At 71.3% G+C, this 16528-nt stretch carries 16 protein-coding genes; 8 read left to right on the top strand and 8 right to left on the bottom strand.

Annotated features, from left to right (window positions below; all coding sequences use genetic code 11):
• Nucleotides 1-101: 101 nt before the first annotated feature.
• The 3 genes from BLV96_RS14575 to BLV96_RS14565 are packed head-to-tail and all read left to right on the top strand — an operon-like array spanning nucleotide 102 to nucleotide 2795.
• Nucleotides 102-1100 (top strand): D-2-hydroxyacid dehydrogenase, encoded by a 999-nt coding sequence (locus tag BLV96_RS14575; RefSeq protein WP_086670375.1) that lies wholly within the window; start codon nucleotides 102-104, stop codon nucleotides 1098-1100.
• The gene (locus BLV96_RS14570) at nucleotides 1097-2479 is read left to right on the top strand and encodes an amidase (protein WP_086670372.1); all 1383 of its coding nucleotides are present in this window, start codon (nucleotides 1097-1099) and stop codon (nucleotides 2477-2479) included. Before BLV96_RS14575 ends, BLV96_RS14570 begins: the two co-directional genes overlap by 4 nt.
• Before the next feature lie 58 nt (nucleotides 2480-2537).
• Nucleotides 2538-2795, top strand: a complete 258-nt coding sequence (locus tag BLV96_RS14565) for a hypothetical protein (protein WP_086670370.1) — start codon at nucleotides 2538-2540, stop codon at nucleotides 2793-2795.
• Here BLV96_RS14565 and BLV96_RS14560 read toward each other — a convergent pair.
• From BLV96_RS14560 to BLV96_RS14525, 8 genes are all read right to left on the bottom strand, one after another.
• A complete protein-coding gene (locus BLV96_RS14560; RefSeq protein WP_086670368.1) occupies nucleotides 2782-4005 on the bottom strand; it encodes an MFS transporter in 1224 nt (407 codons plus the stop codon). The two genes, BLV96_RS14565 and BLV96_RS14560, sit on opposite strands and share 14 nt — an antisense overlap.
• 51 nt (nucleotides 4006-4056) lie before the next feature.
• Nucleotides 4057-4575, bottom strand: coding sequence for an ArsR/SmtB family transcription factor (locus BLV96_RS14555; RefSeq protein WP_086670366.1), 519 nt, complete (start codon nucleotides 4573-4575; stop codon nucleotides 4057-4059).
• 122 nt (nucleotides 4576-4697) lie between these two features.
• Nucleotides 4698-5516 carry a pyrroloquinoline quinone biosynthesis protein PqqB gene (gene pqqB / locus BLV96_RS14550; protein ID WP_086670363.1) on the bottom strand — a complete coding sequence of 273 codons (819 nt, stop codon included), beginning with the start codon at nucleotides 5514-5516 and terminating at the stop codon, nucleotides 4698-4700.
• On the bottom strand, nucleotides 5513-6577 hold the full coding sequence (gene pqqE / locus BLV96_RS14545) for a pyrroloquinoline quinone biosynthesis protein PqqE (RefSeq protein WP_086670361.1): 1065 nt from the start codon (nucleotides 6575-6577) through the stop codon (nucleotides 5513-5515). Before pqqE ends, pqqB begins: the two co-directional genes overlap by 4 nt.
• Nucleotides 6568-6834 (bottom strand): pyrroloquinoline quinone biosynthesis peptide chaperone PqqD, encoded by a 267-nt coding sequence (gene pqqD / locus BLV96_RS14540; RefSeq protein ID WP_086670359.1) that lies wholly within the window; start codon nucleotides 6832-6834, stop codon nucleotides 6568-6570. The genes pqqE and pqqD overlap by 10 nt, the downstream gene beginning before the upstream one ends.
• Nucleotides 6831-7520, bottom strand: coding sequence for a pyrroloquinoline-quinone synthase PqqC (pqqC, locus tag BLV96_RS14535; RefSeq protein ID WP_086670357.1), 690 nt, complete (start codon nucleotides 7518-7520; stop codon nucleotides 6831-6833). Before pqqC ends, pqqD begins: the two co-directional genes overlap by 4 nt.
• A gap of 3 nt (nucleotides 7521-7523) precedes the next feature.
• Nucleotides 7524-7619, bottom strand: coding sequence for a pyrroloquinoline quinone precursor peptide PqqA (pqqA, locus tag BLV96_RS14530; RefSeq protein ID WP_086670354.1), 96 nt, complete (start codon nucleotides 7617-7619; stop codon nucleotides 7524-7526).
• A gap of 114 nt (nucleotides 7620-7733) precedes the next feature.
• Nucleotides 7734-9098 carry a WS/DGAT/MGAT family O-acyltransferase gene (locus BLV96_RS14525; RefSeq protein WP_086670352.1) on the bottom strand — a complete coding sequence of 455 codons (1365 nt, stop codon included), beginning with the start codon at nucleotides 9096-9098 and terminating at the stop codon, nucleotides 7734-7736.
• Nucleotides 9099-9178: 80 nt separating this feature from the next.
• On the opposite strand from BLV96_RS14525, the gene BLV96_RS14520 reads away from it, so the two are divergent.
• The 5 genes from BLV96_RS14520 (at nucleotide 9179) to BLV96_RS14500 (ending at nucleotide 16526) form a co-directional block, all read left to right on the top strand.
• Entirely contained in the window at nucleotides 9179-10357 is a 1179-nt protein-coding gene (locus BLV96_RS14520; RefSeq protein ID WP_244180225.1) for an NAD(P)/FAD-dependent oxidoreductase, read from the top strand.
• Between the two features lie 71 nt (nucleotides 10358-10428).
• Nucleotides 10429-12024: a thiamine pyrophosphate-binding protein gene (locus tag BLV96_RS14515; protein WP_086670350.1), complete on the top strand. Its 1596-nt coding sequence runs from the start codon at nucleotides 10429-10431 to the stop codon at nucleotides 12022-12024.
• Entirely contained in the window at nucleotides 12021-14042 is a 2022-nt protein-coding gene (locus BLV96_RS14510; RefSeq protein WP_086670348.1) for a hydantoinase/oxoprolinase family protein, read from the top strand. The genes BLV96_RS14515 and BLV96_RS14510 overlap by 4 nt, the downstream gene beginning before the upstream one ends.
• Entirely contained in the window at nucleotides 14039-15739 is a 1701-nt protein-coding gene (locus BLV96_RS14505; RefSeq protein WP_086670346.1) for a hydantoinase B/oxoprolinase family protein, read from the top strand. Before BLV96_RS14510 ends, BLV96_RS14505 begins: the two co-directional genes overlap by 4 nt.
• Nucleotide 15740: 1 nt before the next feature.
• Nucleotides 15741-16526: an SDR family NAD(P)-dependent oxidoreductase gene (locus BLV96_RS14500; protein WP_086670344.1), complete on the top strand. Its 786-nt coding sequence runs from the start codon at nucleotides 15741-15743 to the stop codon at nucleotides 16524-16526.
• The last annotated feature ends 2 nt before the right edge of the window (nucleotides 16527-16528 follow it).

The raw sequence follows: 16528 nt of genomic DNA, 5'->3' as shown, positions 1-16528 counted from the left end.
TCAGCCTCCGGAATACGTCTGCACTTGATGACACGTCCGGTGCTCCGGGGGTCGTTCCTCGGATTGTTGACAATCATACGAGCCGCTTTTACCGTGTCAACGTGATCGCCTCGGAAAACCAGGAAACCCCGGTCCTGGCAGTGCTCTGTGGCGAGCACCGCCCACCGGACATGCGTGCTGTCGAATCCAGGGCGGTCGTGCGTTACACGGACGCGGCGGGCCTGCCCGAAGCGCTGTCCGGAGCCGACGCGTTCTTCGTCTACGACTTCCTCTCCACGGCCGTGCCCGGCGCCTGGTACGCGGCCGATCGCCTGCGCTGGCTGCACATCGCGAGCGCGGGTGTCGACCCGGTGCTGTTCCCCGGGCTGGTGGAGAGCGACGTCGTGCTGACCAACTCGCGGGGTGTCTTCGACGACGCCATCGCGGAGTACGTGCTCGGCGTCGTCCTGGCGTTCGCGAAGGACTTCGCGCGCTCGCACGATCTACAGCGCGAGGGCCGCTGGCTGCACCGCGAGAGCGAGCGGATCGCCGGGCGCGAGGTGGTGGTCGTCGGCACCGGGCCGATCGGCCGGGCCATCGCGCGGCTGCTGCGCGCGGCCGGGATGCGGGTGCGCGGCGCCGGCCGCCGTGAGCGCACGGGCGACCCCGACTTCGGCGTCGTGCACGAGTCTTCGCGGCTCGAGGAGTTCCTGCCGCACGCCGACTACGTCGTCGCCGTCGCGCCGCTGACCGAGCACACCAAGGGCATGTTCGACGCGCGCGCGTTCGCCGCGATGAAACCCTCGGCGCGGTTCGTGAACGTGGGCCGCGGCGAGCTGGTCGTCACGTCCGACCTGGTCGCGGCGCTGGAAAGCAAGGCCATCGCCGGCGCCGCGCTCGACGTGTTCGACACGGAGCCGCTGCCGCCGGACAGTCCGCTGTGGAGCATGCCGGACGTGCTGGTCTCGCCGCACATGTCCGGCGACTTCGTCGGCTGGCGGAACACGCTCGTCGAGGTGTTCACCGAGAACTTCCGCCGCTGGCAGGCTGGGGAGCCGCTGCGCAATGTCGTCGACAAGACGCTCGGCTACGTGCCGTCGGGGAACCAGGGAGCCGGATGAACGACAGGATGCTGACCGCCAGCGAGCTCGTGGCCGCCTTCGCGACCGGTGAGCTGTCACCGGTGGAGGCGACGCAGAACGCGCTGCAGGCCATCGAAGCCCGCGACGGCGACTGCAACGCGTACTGCCTCGTCGACGCCGAGCGCGCGCTGGAGCAGGCCAAGGCGTCGGAGGCCCGCTGGCGGGACGGCAACCCGATCGGCTGGCTCGACGGCGTGCCGTCCTCGATCAAGGACATGTTCCTGACGCAGGGGTGGCCGACCGTCCGGGGCTCGAAGAGCATCAGCCCGGACCAGCCGTGGGACGTCGACAGTCCCGTCGCCGCGCGGATGCGCGAGGCCGGGCTGGTCTTACTGGGTAAGACGACCACGCCCGAGATCGCGTGGAAGGGTGTCACCGACAGCCCGCTGCAAGGCATCACGCGCAACCCCGCCGACCCGTCGAAGACGGCGGGCGGGTCGAGCGGCGGCAGCGCCGCGGCCGTCGCGGCGGGCATGGGCGAGCTGTCCGTCGGCACCGACGGCGGCGGCTCGGTGCGGATCCCGGCGTCGTTCTGCGGGATCGTCGGGCTGAAGCCGACGCACGGCCGCATCCCGTTGTTCCCGGCGAGCCCGTTCGGCCCGCTTTCACACGCCGGCCCGATGGCGCGCTCGGTGGACGACACCGCGTTGCTGCTGGACGTCCTGTCGCTGCCCGACCACCGCGACCCGGCCGCGCTGGCGCCGCCGGTGGCGTCGTTCCGTGAGGCCGTCCGCCGGGACGTGCGCGGGCTGCGGGCCGCGTTCTCGCCGACCCTCGGGTACGTCGACGTCGACCCGGAGGTGGCCGCGGTCGTCGCGGCGGCGGTGCGCGCGCTCGGCGACGCGGGCCTGCACATCGAGGAGACCGACCCCGGGTTCGCCGACCCGAAGCCGGCGTTCGACATCCTGTGGTCCTCAGGTGCGGCGAAGCTGCTCAGCACGTTCCCGCCCGGCTCGGAAGAGCGGACGGACCCGGGCCTGCGCAAGGTCTGGGAGCTCGGCGAGAAGTGGAGCGCGAGCGACTACCTCGACGCGACCGCCGAACGCGCCGCGCTGGGCATCCTCATGGGCGAGTTCCACACGCGCCACGACGTGCTGATCACGCCGACCGTCCCGATCCCGGCGTTCGAAGCGGGACACGACGTGCCGCCAGGCAGCGGGTTGAGCGAGTGGCCGGAGTGGACGCCGTTCACGTACCCGTTCAACATGACCCAGCAGCCGGCGATCAGTGTCCCGGCGGGCACGACGTCTTCGGGTTTGCCGGTGGGGCTGCAGATCATCGGGCCGCGGCATTCGGACGACCTCGTGCTCGCGGTGGCGAAGCTCCTGGAGGAAGTCCGGCCCTGGGCGCCCGCCTGACCACACGTGAGGGTGAAAGCGGTGCCGGGCCGGCGGAGGCTGTGCCACTGTCGGCCGGGTGAACGCTGAAGGCTGGCGGTACGAGCGCGCCATTCCGACCGTCGACCCGGCGGGCGAACCGACCCGGGTGGTAGTGGGCCTGATCGAGCAGGGCGACCGGCTGACGGCGGCCATCCGGGTGGACGACGGCAAAGTGGCGCTGGTCCCCCTGGAGATGGGCGGAGAACTGCTGAAGGTGCTGCGGGAAACGCTGGAGAGCTGGTGGCGGCTGGACGGCCACCGCGACCTGACCCCGGAACGCCTCACCCCGAACTGACCGGCGCGTGGCGGACCAGCCCGCGGATCTGCGGGTTGACCAGGACGACCGCCGTCGCCGCGACGACCAGGGCGGACGCGCCGAGCAGCGTCGCCGAACGGCCGGCGTGCTCGGCCAGCGGACCCGCGGCGATCTGGCCGAGCGGCATCGCGACGAACGAGCCCAGCATGTCGTAGGAGTAGACGCGGGCGAGCTTCTCCGGCGGCACGTTCTCCTGCAGCGAGACGTCCCACGCCACCACGAACTGCTCGATCGCGACACCCGCGAGGAACATCGCGAACAGCAACGGCAAGACGTACGGCGTAAGGCCGAGCGCGAGGATCGGCAGGGCGTCGACCATCACCAGCGCGACGCCGATCAGCAGCATCCGCCGGGGTTGCCAGCGCGCCGCGACGACGCCGCCGACCAGCGACCCGGCGGTCTGGACCGCCAGCGCGAGGCCCCAGCCGGTGCGGCCGAACGTGTCGTCGGCGACCAGCGGCCCGATCACCAGTAGAGCGCCCGCGTTCACCGCGTTGACGATCATGAACTGCAGGACCACGAGCCAGACCCACGACCGGGAGCGGAACTCCCGCCAACCCTCGGCGAGCTCGGCGAGCGGGCGGCTGCCGGGGATTCGTTCGCCGCGCGGCAGGTGGATGCGGCGGTAGGAGACCGCGGCCGCGAGGAACAGGACGGCGTTCCCGGCGAGCGCCCACCCGGAGCCGGCGAAGGCGACGAGGACGCCGGCGAGACCTGCGCCGGCGATGCGACCGGCGTTGGAGAGCAGGCGAACGAGCGCGTTCGCTTGGGCGAGCAGCGGCGCGGGCACGGTCAGCGGCGTGAGCGACGCGGCCGCCGGCAGTGAGATGGCCGAGACGGCGCCGTTGACCAGGCTGAGCCCGACCAGCAGCGGGATCGACGCGAATCCGAGAAGGACACTCGCCGCGATGGCGGCCTGCGTGAGCGCGGCGGCGGTCTCGGTGCCCTGCAGGATGACCGACCGCGGCAACCGGTCGGCGAGCATGCCGCCGAAAAGCACGAGCAGCACGTTCGCGATCGACCGCGCGCCGACGACGATCCCGAGGTCCACGGCCGACCCCGTCAGGTCGACGACGGCGAAGGCAAGCGCGAAGGGCGCGACGGCGTTGGCGAAGTCGGCGAACGTCCGTCCGGTGACGAGCGCGCGGAAACGTCTTTCGCGAAGCGGGGCGAAGAGCAGGGAGGTCATGGCAGCGGCTCCGGCGAGGTGGGGGCGATCAGGGCACGTGTTAACGCGCGTTCACGAGGACTCGGGCGGCTCGGCCAGTTCGAACAGCGCCACGCTCGCGCTGACTCGCACCGTCCCCGGGGTTCGCGGCGGCTGGGCCGCCGCGTGGAGTTCGTGGCTCAGCTCCGATGCCTGCTTCAGCAGGCGCGCCCAGACGTTCGGGTCCACCCACAGCTCCGCGTCCGTCAGCGACGCCGGCCGGCCGTGGGCCCGTTGCGACGCCCGGCGGAGCAGCTCGCCCGCTATCGCCTGCGTCAGCAGCTGCGCCTCGGCCGGGGAGCGGGTCGTCAACCGGCGGCCCGAGTCCGGGTCGTGGCGGTAGCGCTTCGCGCGGCCGCCGCGGATCGTGACTTCTTCGGCCACCTCGAGCAGGCCCGCTTCGTGCAGCCGGCGCAGGTGGTAGCTGATGTTCGCCTGCGTGTCGCCCAGCTCGCGCGCCGCTTCGGCCGCGCTCAGGGCCGTTCCCGTCAGCAGCGACAGGATCCGCATGCGGAGCGGATGCGCGAGCACGCGCAGGTTGTCGTGGGGCATGACGCCAGTCTGGCACAACTGTCAAAGAGTTATTTGGGGGTCTCGTTGGCCGGGAAGATCGCCTTCGGCACCTGGCAGCTCGACGCCGTCCAGGTCGCCGGCGCCGCTCCCGAAGGCATCGCCTAGAGCACGTACGTGGCGCCGTCCGGCGGGAGCAGCGCGCCGGCGGCTAGGACGGCGGCGTGCTCGGGCGATGTCGGGTCCAGCACCGGGTTCGTGTTGTTGAGGTGCGTGTACGCCCAGCGCCGGCCGGCGATCCGGGGCAGGCTCGCCGTGATCGGCAGGTGCCCCATCGCGAGCTGGTCCGGACCGCCGACTCCGGCCATCTCGTCCGGCGCGTAGAAGGTTCCGTCGAGGAGGACAAGCGAGGCACCGTCCACGAAGGCGTCGAACCCGGGAGGCCAGCTCTTCAGGCACGGCGCGTAGACCAGGACCCCGCCGGTCGCGACGTCCGAGATCCGGTAGGCGACCACCCACGGACCCTCCCCGGCGGCCGCGTACTTCGGCTTCTTGTCGCTGACCGGCAGTACGTCGACGCGCAGGCCGGGCAGGTCTGTGAGAGACGTCCAGCCGCCGTAGCCGTCGGCTATCGCGCGGAACGGGGACAGTGCTTGCCATACAGCGTAAGGTGCCTGCACCGGCAGCCCGCCGGCCTCGCGCAGCATCAGCAACCCCAGCGTGTGGTCGAGTTCGGCGTCGGTGAGCAACACTCCGCGCAGCGGGATCTCCCGCGGTCCCGGCCCGGCTCGCAGCGCCGGCGTCCCGAGGATCTGGGCGCGGATGTCCGGGGAGCAGTTGAGCAGGTACCAGCCGGTGCCGTCCGCGCTGATCGCGACGCAGTCCTGCGAACGCGGCGGCAGCCCGGACGCGCACAGCCGGCACGCGCAGTTCCACTGTGGACATCCGCCGCCCGCCGCGGTGCCGAGCACGATCACCCTCACCGGCGCATGACCAGGTCGGCGGCCGGCGGCCGCGACAGCGCGAGATCGACCAGCGAACGCTGCGGGGATCGCGAGCACACCGGGTCGGTGGCCGACGCGTCGCCGGTGAGCAGGAACGCCTGGCAGCGGCAGCCACCGAAGTCGAGCTCACGCCGGTCGCACGTCCGGCACGGTTCGGACATCCAGTCCTCGCCGCGGTAGGCGTTGAACGACTCGGACCGGTACCAGATCTCCGCGAGCGGCGTGTCCCGCACGGAAGAGAGCCGCAGCGTCGAGATCGCCGACGCCGCCGGGCACGGCAGCACCGTCCCGTCCGGCGCGATGGTCAGCTGCCGCGCGCCCCACCCGTACATGCACGGCTTCGGGTACGGCTCGTAGTAGTCGGCGACGACGTAGACGATCTCCATCGTGCCTCGCAATCGCGAAACCGCCGCGCGCACGACCGGTTCCGCCGCGGCGAGCTGCTCGGGCGTCGGCATCAGCGCCGCGCGGTTGCGCAGCGCCCAGCCGTAGTACTGCGTGTTCGCCAGCTCGAGCCGGTCCGCGCCCATCCGCTCGGCCAGTTCGATGATCCCGGCCAGCTGGTCGTGGTTGCGCCGGTGCAGCACGACGTTCAGCGACAGCGGCAGCCCGGACGACTTCACCAACGCGGCCGCGGCGAGCTTGTGGTCGAACGCCCGCGCGCCGGCCAGCAGGTCGGACCGCTCCCGCGTCGCGCCCTGCGCCGACAGCTGGACGTGCGCCAGCCCCCGCGAGACGAGGTCGTCGAGCCGGGGCGCGGTGAGCCCGAGCCCGGACGTGACGAGGTTGACGTAGCACCCGAGCGAACTCGCGTGCGCCACCAGTTCGGGGAGGTCCGGGCGGGCCAGCGGCTCGCCGCCGGACATGTGCACCTGCAGCACGCCCAGTTCACGCGCTTGCGACAGCACCGAAAGCCAGTCCGCTGTGGACAGTTCGGCGGCGCGGGAAACCAGCTCCACCGGGTTCGAGCAATAAGGACAGTGCAGCGGGCACCGGTGGGTCAGCTCGGCCAGCAGCCCGAGAGGAGGTTTCACGTCCACGCGACGACCCGCCGTTCGCCCAGCCGGGCCAGCACGTCGAGGACGTCCCGCTCCCGGACCCCGGTGAAGCGCGTGCCCAGCGCCGAGGTGATGTCGGTGACGGTCCGGACGCCGTCGCAGAGTTCGAGCACCGCCGCCGCGGTGGTGTTCGGGACCAGCACGCCTTCGGGGAACAGCAGCACGTGCGTCTCGCGAACGTGGTCGAAGGACAATCGGACACCGCGCCGGAGCTGCGGGACCGAGCCCACGGTGATCACCGCGCCGCCCGTTCGACCGCGTCGAGCATCGACCACAGGACGTCGCACTTGAACGACAGCGCGGCGACCGCGCGGTCCTGCTGCTCGCGCGTGACGCAGTGGCGGACCACGATGTCGAGCGTGTCCTTGCCCTCGCCGGAGACCTTGTCGATGCGGTTGGTGAAGTACGCGAGGTCTTCGCGCGCGATCCAGGAGTAGTGCGCGAGCATGTCCGCGACGCGCTGCTGCATCAGGTGCCCGGCGAACATCTCGGTGAGCCCGGACGCGACGGCCTCCCACCACGGCTTCGTCCGCGCGAACGTCACGTACGCGTCGACGGCGAACCGGACCCCGGGAGCGACGTGCCGCTCGTCGAGCACCTCGTCGCGATCGAGGCCGACAGCCTCACACAGCCGCAGCCACCGCTCGATCCCGCCGGCGCCGGCGTGCGGGCCGTCGTGGTAGACGATCCGGTCGAGCCACTGGCGCCGGATCTCCGGCAGCGGGCAGTTGCTGATGATCGCCGCGTCCTTCTGCGGCAACTGGCACTGGTAGTACCAGCGGTTGGCCGCCCAGGTCCGCAGCCCGTGCGCGTCGAGCTCGCCCGCGTGCAGCCGGTGGTGGAACGGGTGCGTGCCCCAATAGCGGGCGGAAAGACCGCGTAGGGCCGCGATGAATGCGCTTTCCGCGAGCGGCTCGACGGGCACCGGTCAGTCCGCCATGCGGGCCGCGTAGGCGGTGACCTCCATGGGGGTCTCGTACTCGACGAAGTCGGGAGTCGTCCACACCTCAACGGATTCGGTCATTTCCTGCTCCTCTCCGGGACTGATCGCCGCCACCCTAAGAGCGGGTGCACACGACTGACCAGCCGGTTCGGAAAGTTTCCTTCCGATGGGGGAGCAAACGTTTCGATGAGCGGGTTACTTTACCGCGGCTTCGAGTTCCACCAAGGCTGTGTCGAGGTGTGTCAGGATCCGCTGCAGGTGCGGAACGCTGCGGCGGCAGCCCGTGACGCCGAAGTCGAGGTGGTCGCCGTTGCTGGTCAGCGTGATGTTGACGGCCTGGCCGTCGAGCAGCACCGACGCCGGGTAGATGCCGTCGAGTTGCGCGCCGTTCCAGTACATCTGCTTGCGCGGCCCAGGCACGTTCGAGATCACCAGGTTGAACGGCGGCCGCGTGTTGTTGACGATGCCCGGAATCGGCGAGACGCCCAGCTGGGCGACGTTAACGGCCGATAACATCAGCGTTTGCAACGGCGTCAGCTCCGAGAACAGCCGCTTGCCGTTGCGCATCGACTGGTGGATCGTCACGAGCCGCTTGCCCGCGTCCGGCAGGTCGGTGGCCAGGTTGCACAGCAGCGCGCCGATGTTGTTGCCCGCCGCTTCGCCCGGGTCGTTCTGCCGGCGCAGCGACACCGGCACCATCGCGATCAGCGGCGCGTCCGGCAGCGCGCGCTGCTCGATGAGGTAATCCCGCAGCGCGCCGGAACACATCGCGAGCACGACGTCGTTGCGCGACACCCCGGCCGCCGTCGCCACCTGCCGGACGCGGTCGAGCGACCACGACTGCGCCGCGAACCGCCGCGCGCCGCCGATCGGGACGTTGAACATCGTCCGCGGCGCCTGCCCCGGCAGGGTCACGGTGTGCTCGCCGAACGCCTCCCGCGCCACCTTGATCGCGGCCGGGGCCAGCCCGGCGAGCTGGTTGGCGGTCTTGCTCGCGGTCTGCAGGAAGGACCGGGGCCGCTTGACCCGGCCTTCGCCGGGCTTGCGCCGGCTGCCCCACCACGGCGGGCAATCCAGGTCCGCGGGGTCGTCCGACAGCGTGCCCTGCAGCTGGCGCAGCGCCGAGACGCCGTCCATCAGCGCGTGGTGGACCTTGGTGTAGACGGCGAACCGGCCATCGGCGAGCCCTTCAATGAGGTGCGTCTCCCACAACGGCCGGTGCCGGTCGAGCAGGGTGCTGTGCCACCGGGACGTGAGCTCCAGCAGCTCGCGGATGCGGCCCGGTTGCGGCAACGCCGAGTGCCGGAAGTGGTAGTCGAGCTCGAGGTCGGTCTCCGCGCGCCAGGCCACGTGTCCCATCGTGTTGACGGGCCTCGCCGGACGGCGCCGGAACACCGAGCGCATGTTGTCCGATTCGAGCAGGTTCTTGCGGATGTCACGCAGGTACTCGGGTCCGGCGCCGTCCGGTTTCTTGAACAGCTGCAGACCGCCCACGTGCATCGGATGCTCGCGCGTTTCGACGAGGAGGAACATCGAGTCGGTCACGGGCATCATCGCCATGGGACATCACCTTCCGCACTCGGCACGCCGACTCTACGCGCTCGGCGGCCGCCGGTGGATCACGTTCTACATTGGCGAGTATGACCGTCACCGGCGCCGGGGAAACGTCGTTGCCACCGATGGCCGAGTGCGTCGTGATCGGTGGCGGTGTGATCGGCGTGAGCTGCGCGTTCCGCTTGGCGGAAGCCGGCGTCGACGTCCTGCTCCTGGAACGCGGCGGCCTGGGCGAGGGCTCGACGGCGAAGGCCGCGGGCGGCATCCGATCGTCGTTCACCAGCCGCGTGAACGTCGAACTGGGACTGCGCGGGCTCGCCGCGTACAGCGCTTTCTCGGAGCGGTTCGGCACGGAGATCGACTTCCGCCGCGACGGTTACCTGTACCTGCTCACCGACCCGGCGGAAGTCGCCGCAATCGGACACTGCGCGGAGCTGCAGCGGACTTACGGCGTAAGGAGCCACCTGCTGGCTCCTGCGGAAGCGAAGGATGTTCTCCCGCTGCTCGAGACGGACGGGATCATCGCCGCACTCTGGTCTCCGGGCGATGCGAAGGCGACGCCGGACGCGGTTGTCCGCGGGTACGCGCGTGCGGCGAGGATGTTCGGAGCGACGCTGCGCACCGGCGTGGAAGTGATCGGCGTCGAACGTGACGGCGACTCGTTAACCGGCGTTAACACGACCGCGGGCTTCGTCCGGACCGGCGCGGTCGTGTGCGCGGCGGGCGCGTGGTCCGGCCGGATCGGCGAACTGGCCGGACTGGACCTCCCGGTGCGGCCGTTCCGGCGGCAGGTCGTGTTCACCGGCCCGGTGCCGGGGCTGCCCGAGCGGATCCCGCTGACCATCGAGCTGCCGTCGGCGTTCTACTTCCACCGCGAAGGCGCGGGTCTGGCGATGTCGTTCCCCGAAGACGACGGCTTCCCGGGCTTCGACACCCGCTACGACGCGGGCGAGTGGCTGCTGCGGCTGGCCGAACTCGCGGGCCGGCGCGTCCCGGCCGTGCTCGACGCCGGCGTCCGGACGGCCTGGGCCGGTCTGTACGAAATGACGCCCGACCGCAACCAGATCATCGGGGAAAGCGTCCTGCTGTCACGGTTCTTCTACGCGACCGGCTTCTCGGGCCACGGCTTCCAGATGGCGCCGGCGACCGGCGAGCTGATCCGGGACCTCTACCTGGACCGACCGACGGCGGTGGACATCACCGAGCTGGACGTCCGGCGCTTCGGCCGCGCCGGTACCGCACCGGCGGAGCACAACATCGTTTAGGGGTCGATTGCCAGATCGTTCAACGATCTGGCAGTATCCGGGCCGTGGCTGTGAGTGGTGCTCGGGAGCTGGTGGACGCGCTTCAAGCGCTGGGGACGGAGATCGTCTTCGGCCTCCCGGGGGTACACAACCTGCCGTTGTGGGAGGCGCTTGCCGAGACGAGCATCAAGCTCGTCGGGGTCCGCCACGAACAGACCGCCGGCTACGCCGCCGACGGCTACGCGCGCGCGACCGGCAAGCTCGGCGTCGCCCTCGTCACCACCGGTCCGGGCGCCGCGAACACGCTCGGCGCGGTCGGCGAAGCCATGGCGTCCGCGGCTCCGATACTGGTCGTCGCCACCGACATCCCTTCGACGCTGCGGCGGCCGGGTGTCGTCCGCGGCGTGCTGCACGAGACGTCCGACCAGCAGGCGATGTTCGCGCCGGTGACCAAGGGCGGCTTCACCGTGCGCGCGGCCGACCAGATCGGCACCACCGTGCACCGCGCGGCCCGGCTCGCGCTGCAGCCGCAGAGCGGTCCGGTCTACCTCGGCGTGCCGACCGACTACTTGCGCGAGACGGTGCCGCGCCGGCGTCCGCCCGCGCCGCACCGCAAGCCCGACGGTGACGTCCCCGACCTCGCCCGCGCCGAGGCGCTGCTGTCCGACGCGGAGCACCCGCTGATCTGGGCGGGCGGCGGCGCGCTGCGGTCCGGCGCGGGGGACGCGATCGGCGCGCTCGCCGAGAAGATCGCCGCGCCCGTCATCACGACGTTCGGCGCCCGCGGCCTGCTCCCGCTCGACCACCCGTGCCTCGCGCCGAACCCGGTGCACACGCCGGAGGTCGGCGAGCTGTGGGACGAAGCCGACGTCGTGCTCGCCATCGGCACCGACTTCGACGGCCTGATGACGCAGAACTGGCGGATGCCCAAGCCGCGCAAGCTGATCGCGGTCAACGTCGACGCCGACGACGCCGCCAAGAACTACCAGCCCGACCTGACGCTGGTCGGCGACGCGCGCGGGATCGTCGAGCGGCTGCTGCCCAAGGAACGGCCGGGCCTCGACGACATCACCTTGCGGCTGGCCGGCATCGGCCGCCGGGTGCGCCAGCGGATCCGCGAGGAGGAACCGCAGGCCTACGACTTCCTGTCCACTTTGGACGAAGTGTTGCCGACGGACGCGGTGCTGGTGTCCGACATGTGCGTCGCCGGGTACTGGGTCGGCGGCTTCCACCGGGTGCGGGCGCCGCGCAAGCTCGCCTACCCGATGGGCTGGGGCACCCTGGGCTACGGCTTCCCGGCGTCGCTCGGCGCCGCCGCGGCGGGTACCGGCCGTGCCATCTGCATCACCGGCGACGGCGGTTTCCTCTACGGCTGCGGCGATCTGGCGACGCTCGCGCAGGAACAGCTGCCGGTCACGGTCGTCCTCGTCGACGACGGCGGGTACGGCATGCTGCGCTACGACCAGGACCGTTCGGGTCTCGCGCGGCGCGGAGTCGACTGGGACAGCCCGGACTTCGTCGGCCTCGCGCGGTCCTTCGGCGTGCACGCGGACCGCGTGTCCGGGTTCGGCCGGGCGTTCCGGCGGCTGCTCGGGGAGTTCGTCGAGTCGGACGAGCCGAACGTCCTGGTCGTGAAGGCCAGGCTGAAGCCGCCGCTCAACACGTCGCCGCGGTGGTACCGGACATGAGGATCGGCGTCGACATCGGCGGCACGTTCACCGACGTCTGCGCGGTGGACGACACCGGGATCGTCGCGGTCGGCAAGGTCCTGACCACGCACGACGAGCCGGCCCGGGCGGTCGAAGAGGGCCTGGCCGCGCTGCTCACCGATTTCGGCGCCGTCGAGCAGGTCGTGCACGGGACGACGCTGGTGACGAACGCGCTGATCGAGCGCAAGGGCTCGCGGACCGCGTTGCTCGCGACGGCGGGCTTCCGCGACGTCCTGGAGATGCGCCGCGAGCACCGGTACGAGCTGTACGACCTGCACCTCGAACTGCCCGCGCCGCTGGTCCCGCGGCACCTGCGGTTCGACGTTCCGGAGCGGATCCTCGCGGACGGCTCGGTCCACAGCGCACTCGACGAGGCTTACGTTGTAAGGCTCGGGCGTGAACTGACGGACCGCGGGATCGAGGCGGTCGCCGTCTGCTTCCTCCACGCGTTCACGAACCCCGCGCACGAACGGCGCGTGGCGGAGATCCTCGCGGAGGTGGCGCCCTTGCTCCGGGTGGCGCTGTCGTCGGATGTCGTCCCCGAGATCCGCGAGTTCGAACGCGCGTCGACCACGGTCGCCAATGTGTACGTCCAGGACCTCACCGAGCGCTACCTGCGCGACCTCGAACACCGGCTGCGGCGGCTGGGGATCACCGGGGCGCCGCACATCATGCTGTCCAACGGCGGTCTGGCCACCGTGGACACCGCGGCCCGGCACCCGATCCGCATCCTCGAGTCCGGCCCGGCGGGCGGGGCGCTGGCGGCGGCCGCGATCGGGCCGGCCGACCTGCTCGCTTTCGACATGGGCGGCACGACGGCGAAGCTGTGCCTCATCGCCGACGGCGCGCCGCTGGTCACGCACCAGTTCGAAGTGGACCGCAAGTACCGGCTTCTGCCCGGTTCCGGGCTGCCGGTGCAGGTGCCGGTGACCGACATGATCGAGATCGGCGTCGGCGGCGGGTCGATCGCCCGGATCGACGCGCTGGGCCTGCTGACCGTCGGTCCCGATTCGGCCGGCTCCGAGCCCGGCCCGGTCTGCTACGACCGCGGCGGCACCGAACCGACGGTCACCGACGCCGACCTCGTGCTCGGCTACCTCGACCCGGACTACTTCCTCGGCGGCGGCATGCGCCTGGACGCCGAAGCTTCTCGATCAGTGCTAGGGGAGAAAATCGCCGTCCCGCTCGGGGTGAGCGTTGAAGAGGCCGCGTGGGGCATCCACACCAGCGTCAACGAGGACATGGCCAACGCGGCCCGGGTGCACGCCGTCGAGCGCGGGCACGATCCGGCGAAGCTGCCGATGTACACGTTCGGCGGCGCGGGGCCGGTGCACGGCGTCGGGGTCGCGCGGGCGCTCGGGGCGCCGTCGGTCGTCGCGCCGCCGGCCGCGGGCGTGCTCAGCGCTGCCGGGTTCCTCACCGGCCCGCTCGCGTTCGATTTCGTCCGCTCGGCCCGCGCGGCCGTGCACGACCTGCAATGGGAGCAGGTCGACGCGCTGTTCGCCGAGATGGAGGCCGAGGGCGCGGCGCTGCTCGCGAAGTCCGGCGCGTCCGAAGTCACGCACCGGCGGATCGCCGAGATGCGCTACACCGGGCAGGGCTACGAGATCCGCGTCCCGGTGCGCGACGGCAGCTGGCCCCGAACACTGATAGAGGAGTTCACCCGCACCTACCGTGCGCTCTATCGGCGATCGGGGCCGGAAGTCGGCGTCGAGGTGCTGAACTGGCGGGTGGTTTCGAGCGGCCCCGCGCCGGACGTCACGCTGCGGCTGAAGGCGTCGGCGCGCAGCGGCGACGCGCGCAAGGGCACCCGCAAAGCGTACTTCCCGGCGGCCGGTGGATTTGTCGATACGGCGATCTTCGACCGGTACCTCCTGACCCCCGGTGAGCGCGTCGACGGACCGGCCATCGTCGAGGAGCGCGAGTCCACCGTGGTCGTCCCGCCGGGCGCGCACTGCGTCGTGCGGGACGACGCCGCGCTGGAGGTGACGGTGTGACCGTCGACCCCATTCTGGTCGGGTTGTTCGGCAACCGCCTGCACTCGATCCTCGCCGAGCAGCAGAACGCGCTGGTCAACACGGCTTTCTCCGCCGTCGTCCGCGAATCGCTCGACCTCGCCTGCGCGGTGTTCGACTCGCGCGGCGAGATGATCGGCCAGTCCGTCGGCGGCACGCCCGGCCACATCAACGCGATGGCCACCGGCATGCACCACTTCGTCACCGCGTACCCGCCGGAGACCCTCGAGCCCGGCGACGTCCTGCTCACCAACGACCCGTGGCAGACGGCCGGGCAGATCAACGACATCACCGTCGCGACCCCGGTGTTCCGGCGCGGCCGGCTGGTCGCGTGGTTCGCGTCCTGCTGCCACGCGCCCGACATCGGCGGCCGGCTCGTGTCCGCCGAGGCCCACGAGGTCTTCGAAGAGGGCCTGCGGCTGCCGATCCTGAAGTTCCTGCGCGCGGGCGAGGTCAACGCCGATCTGGAACGGCTCATCCGGGCCAATGTGCGGACGCCGGAGGAGACCATCGGCGACCTGTACGCGCAGGTCACCGGCAACGAGGTCGGCGCGGCAAGCCTGCTGCGGCTGCTGGACGAGTTCGGCCTCGACAGCCTCGACGACGTCGCCGCCGAGATCATGAACCGGTCGGAGAAGGCGCTGCGCGACGCGCTGCGGAAGCTGCCGGACGGTGTCTACACCAACGAAATCGGCACCGACGGCTTCGACGACGAAGAGATCGTCCTGCGCGTGACGGCCACTGTGGACGGTGACGGGATCCACCTCGACTTCGCGGGTTCGTCGCCGCAGAGCCGGCGCGGGATCAACGTCGTGCTGAACTACACGCGGGCGTACGCGTCGTTCGCGGTCAAGGCGGCGATCTCGCCGGAGGTGCCGCACAACGCCGGGTCGTTCCGGCCGGTGCACGTCACCGCGCCCGAAGGCTCCGTGCTGAACTGCCGGCCGCCGGCACCGGTCGCGTCACGGCACCTGATCGGCCACTTCCTGCCGTCGCTGCTGATCGGCGCGCTGCCCGGCGCCGCGATCGCGCCGAGCGCGGACGCGCTGTGGATGAGCATCTGGCGCGGGCCCGGGTTCATGCTCAACGTCTTCCAGACCGGCGGGATGGGCGCGCGCGTCGACAAGGACGGCCTCAACACCACGGGGTTCCCGAGTGGACTGCGCTCGACGCCGACCGAGGTCATCGAGACCATGGCGCCGCTGGTCCAGCGCACGCGCGAGCTGCGGGTGGACTCGGGCGGCGCCGGCCGGTGGCGCGGCGGCCTCGGTCAGGTGACGACGATGGCCCTGCGCACCGGTGAAGCGTGGAGTGTCAACGGGAACGTCGACCGCGTCCGGGCGGCGGCACCCGGCGCGGGCGGTGGATCGACCGGTGCGGCCGGGCGGTTCGGCCTGCACGACGGTCCCGACCTGCCCGCGAAGAGCCGCGTCACCCTGACGCCGGAGTCGCTCGTGGACGTGACGCTGCCGGGTGGCGGCGGTTACGGCTCGCCGTTCGAGCGGCCGGTGGCGGCGGTGCTCGCCGACGTCGTCGACGGTTACGTCTCCCTGGACGCCGCACGCGATCGATACGGCGTATCGATCCGATACAGCGGATCGCCCGAGGCACTCGTCCGGCTGCCGGAGGACTACGCGGTCGACGAAGAACGAACTGCACAACTGAGAGCGGGGAAGTGACATGGGTCGGTTGGCCGGCAAGGTGGCGGTCGTCTTCGGCGGCGCGCGGGGCATCGGCCTCGCTACGGTGAAGGAGTTCCTCGCCGAGGGCGCGACGGTGTTCGCTTCCGACATCCGCGAGCCCGCGGAGTCCGTCGAGGGCTACCGGCACTCCATAGTGGACGCGACGGACGAGGACGCCGTGGCGGCGTTCGTCGACGGCGTGCTCGCCGAGGCCGGCCGCGTCGACGTGCTGTTCAACAACGTCGGTATCCACCTCGGCAAGCCCCTCGCCGACACGACGCTGGCCGAGTTCGACAACATCTTCGCGCTCAACGTCCGCGCCGCCTTCCTCGGCACCCGCGCCGTGCTGCCGCACATGATCGAGCGCAAGGCGGGCAGCATCATCACGACGTCGTCGAACGGCGGCGTGATGGGCCGTCCCGGCGACCCGGTCTACAACGCCACGAAGCACGCGCTGGTCGGGCTGACGAAGTCGATCGCCGTCGCGCACGCGCACCAGGGCATCCGCGCCAACACGGTGAACCCCGGCGCCATCGACACCGACATGCTGCGCAGCACCCTGAACTCGCCGGAGGAGTTCGAGACCAAGCGGCACCAGCTGGTCGCGAGCACGCCCGCGGCGCGCGTCGGCGAAGCCTGGGAGGTCGCGAAGGCCGTCGTGTTCCTGGCCAGTGACGAGTCACGGTTCATCAACGGCGTCGTCCTGCCGATCGACGGCGCGAAGGCCGCGGGCGCGATGCCGGGCAACCGCTACGCCCTCGACTTCGACCTCGGCGTCAGGTAGCG

The sequence above is a fragment of the Amycolatopsis pretoriensis genome (assembly GCF_900107925.1).
GTDB lineage: Bacteria > Actinomycetota > Actinomycetes > Mycobacteriales > Pseudonocardiaceae > Amycolatopsis > Amycolatopsis pretoriensis.
The sequence above is the reverse complement of the archived record's forward strand: the minus strand, read 5'-3'. Positions and strand labels throughout refer to the sequence as shown.

Excerpts from the sequence above, each read along its gene's own strand:
- BLV96_RS14510 (WP_086670348.1), top strand. The coding sequence starts at position 12,021 with ATGAGGATCGGCGTCGACATCGGCGGCACGTTCACCGACGTCTGCGCG.
- BLV96_RS14500 (WP_086670344.1), top strand. The coding sequence starts at position 15,741 with ATGGGTCGGTTGGCCGGCAAGGTGGCGGTCGTCTTCGGCGGCGCGCGG.
- BLV96_RS14555 (WP_086670366.1), bottom strand. The coding sequence starts at position 4,575 with ATGCCCCACGACAACCTGCGCGTGCTCGCGCATCCGCTCCGCATGCGG.
- BLV96_RS14570 (WP_086670372.1), top strand. The coding sequence starts at position 1,097 with ATGAACGACAGGATGCTGACCGCCAGCGAGCTCGTGGCCGCCTTCGCG.
- BLV96_RS14525 (WP_086670352.1), bottom strand. The coding sequence starts at position 9,098 with ATGGCGATGATGCCCGTGACCGACTCGATGTTCCTCCTCGTCGAAACG.
- pqqA (WP_086670354.1), bottom strand. The coding sequence starts at position 7,619 with ATGACCGAATCCGTTGAGGTGTGGACGACTCCCGACTTCGTCGAGTAC.
- BLV96_RS14520 (WP_244180225.1), top strand. The coding sequence starts at position 9,179 with ATGACCGTCACCGGCGCCGGGGAAACGTCGTTGCCACCGATGGCCGAG.
- BLV96_RS14560 (WP_086670368.1), bottom strand. The coding sequence starts at position 4,005 with ATGACCTCCCTGCTCTTCGCCCCGCTTCGCGAAAGACGTTTCCGCGCG.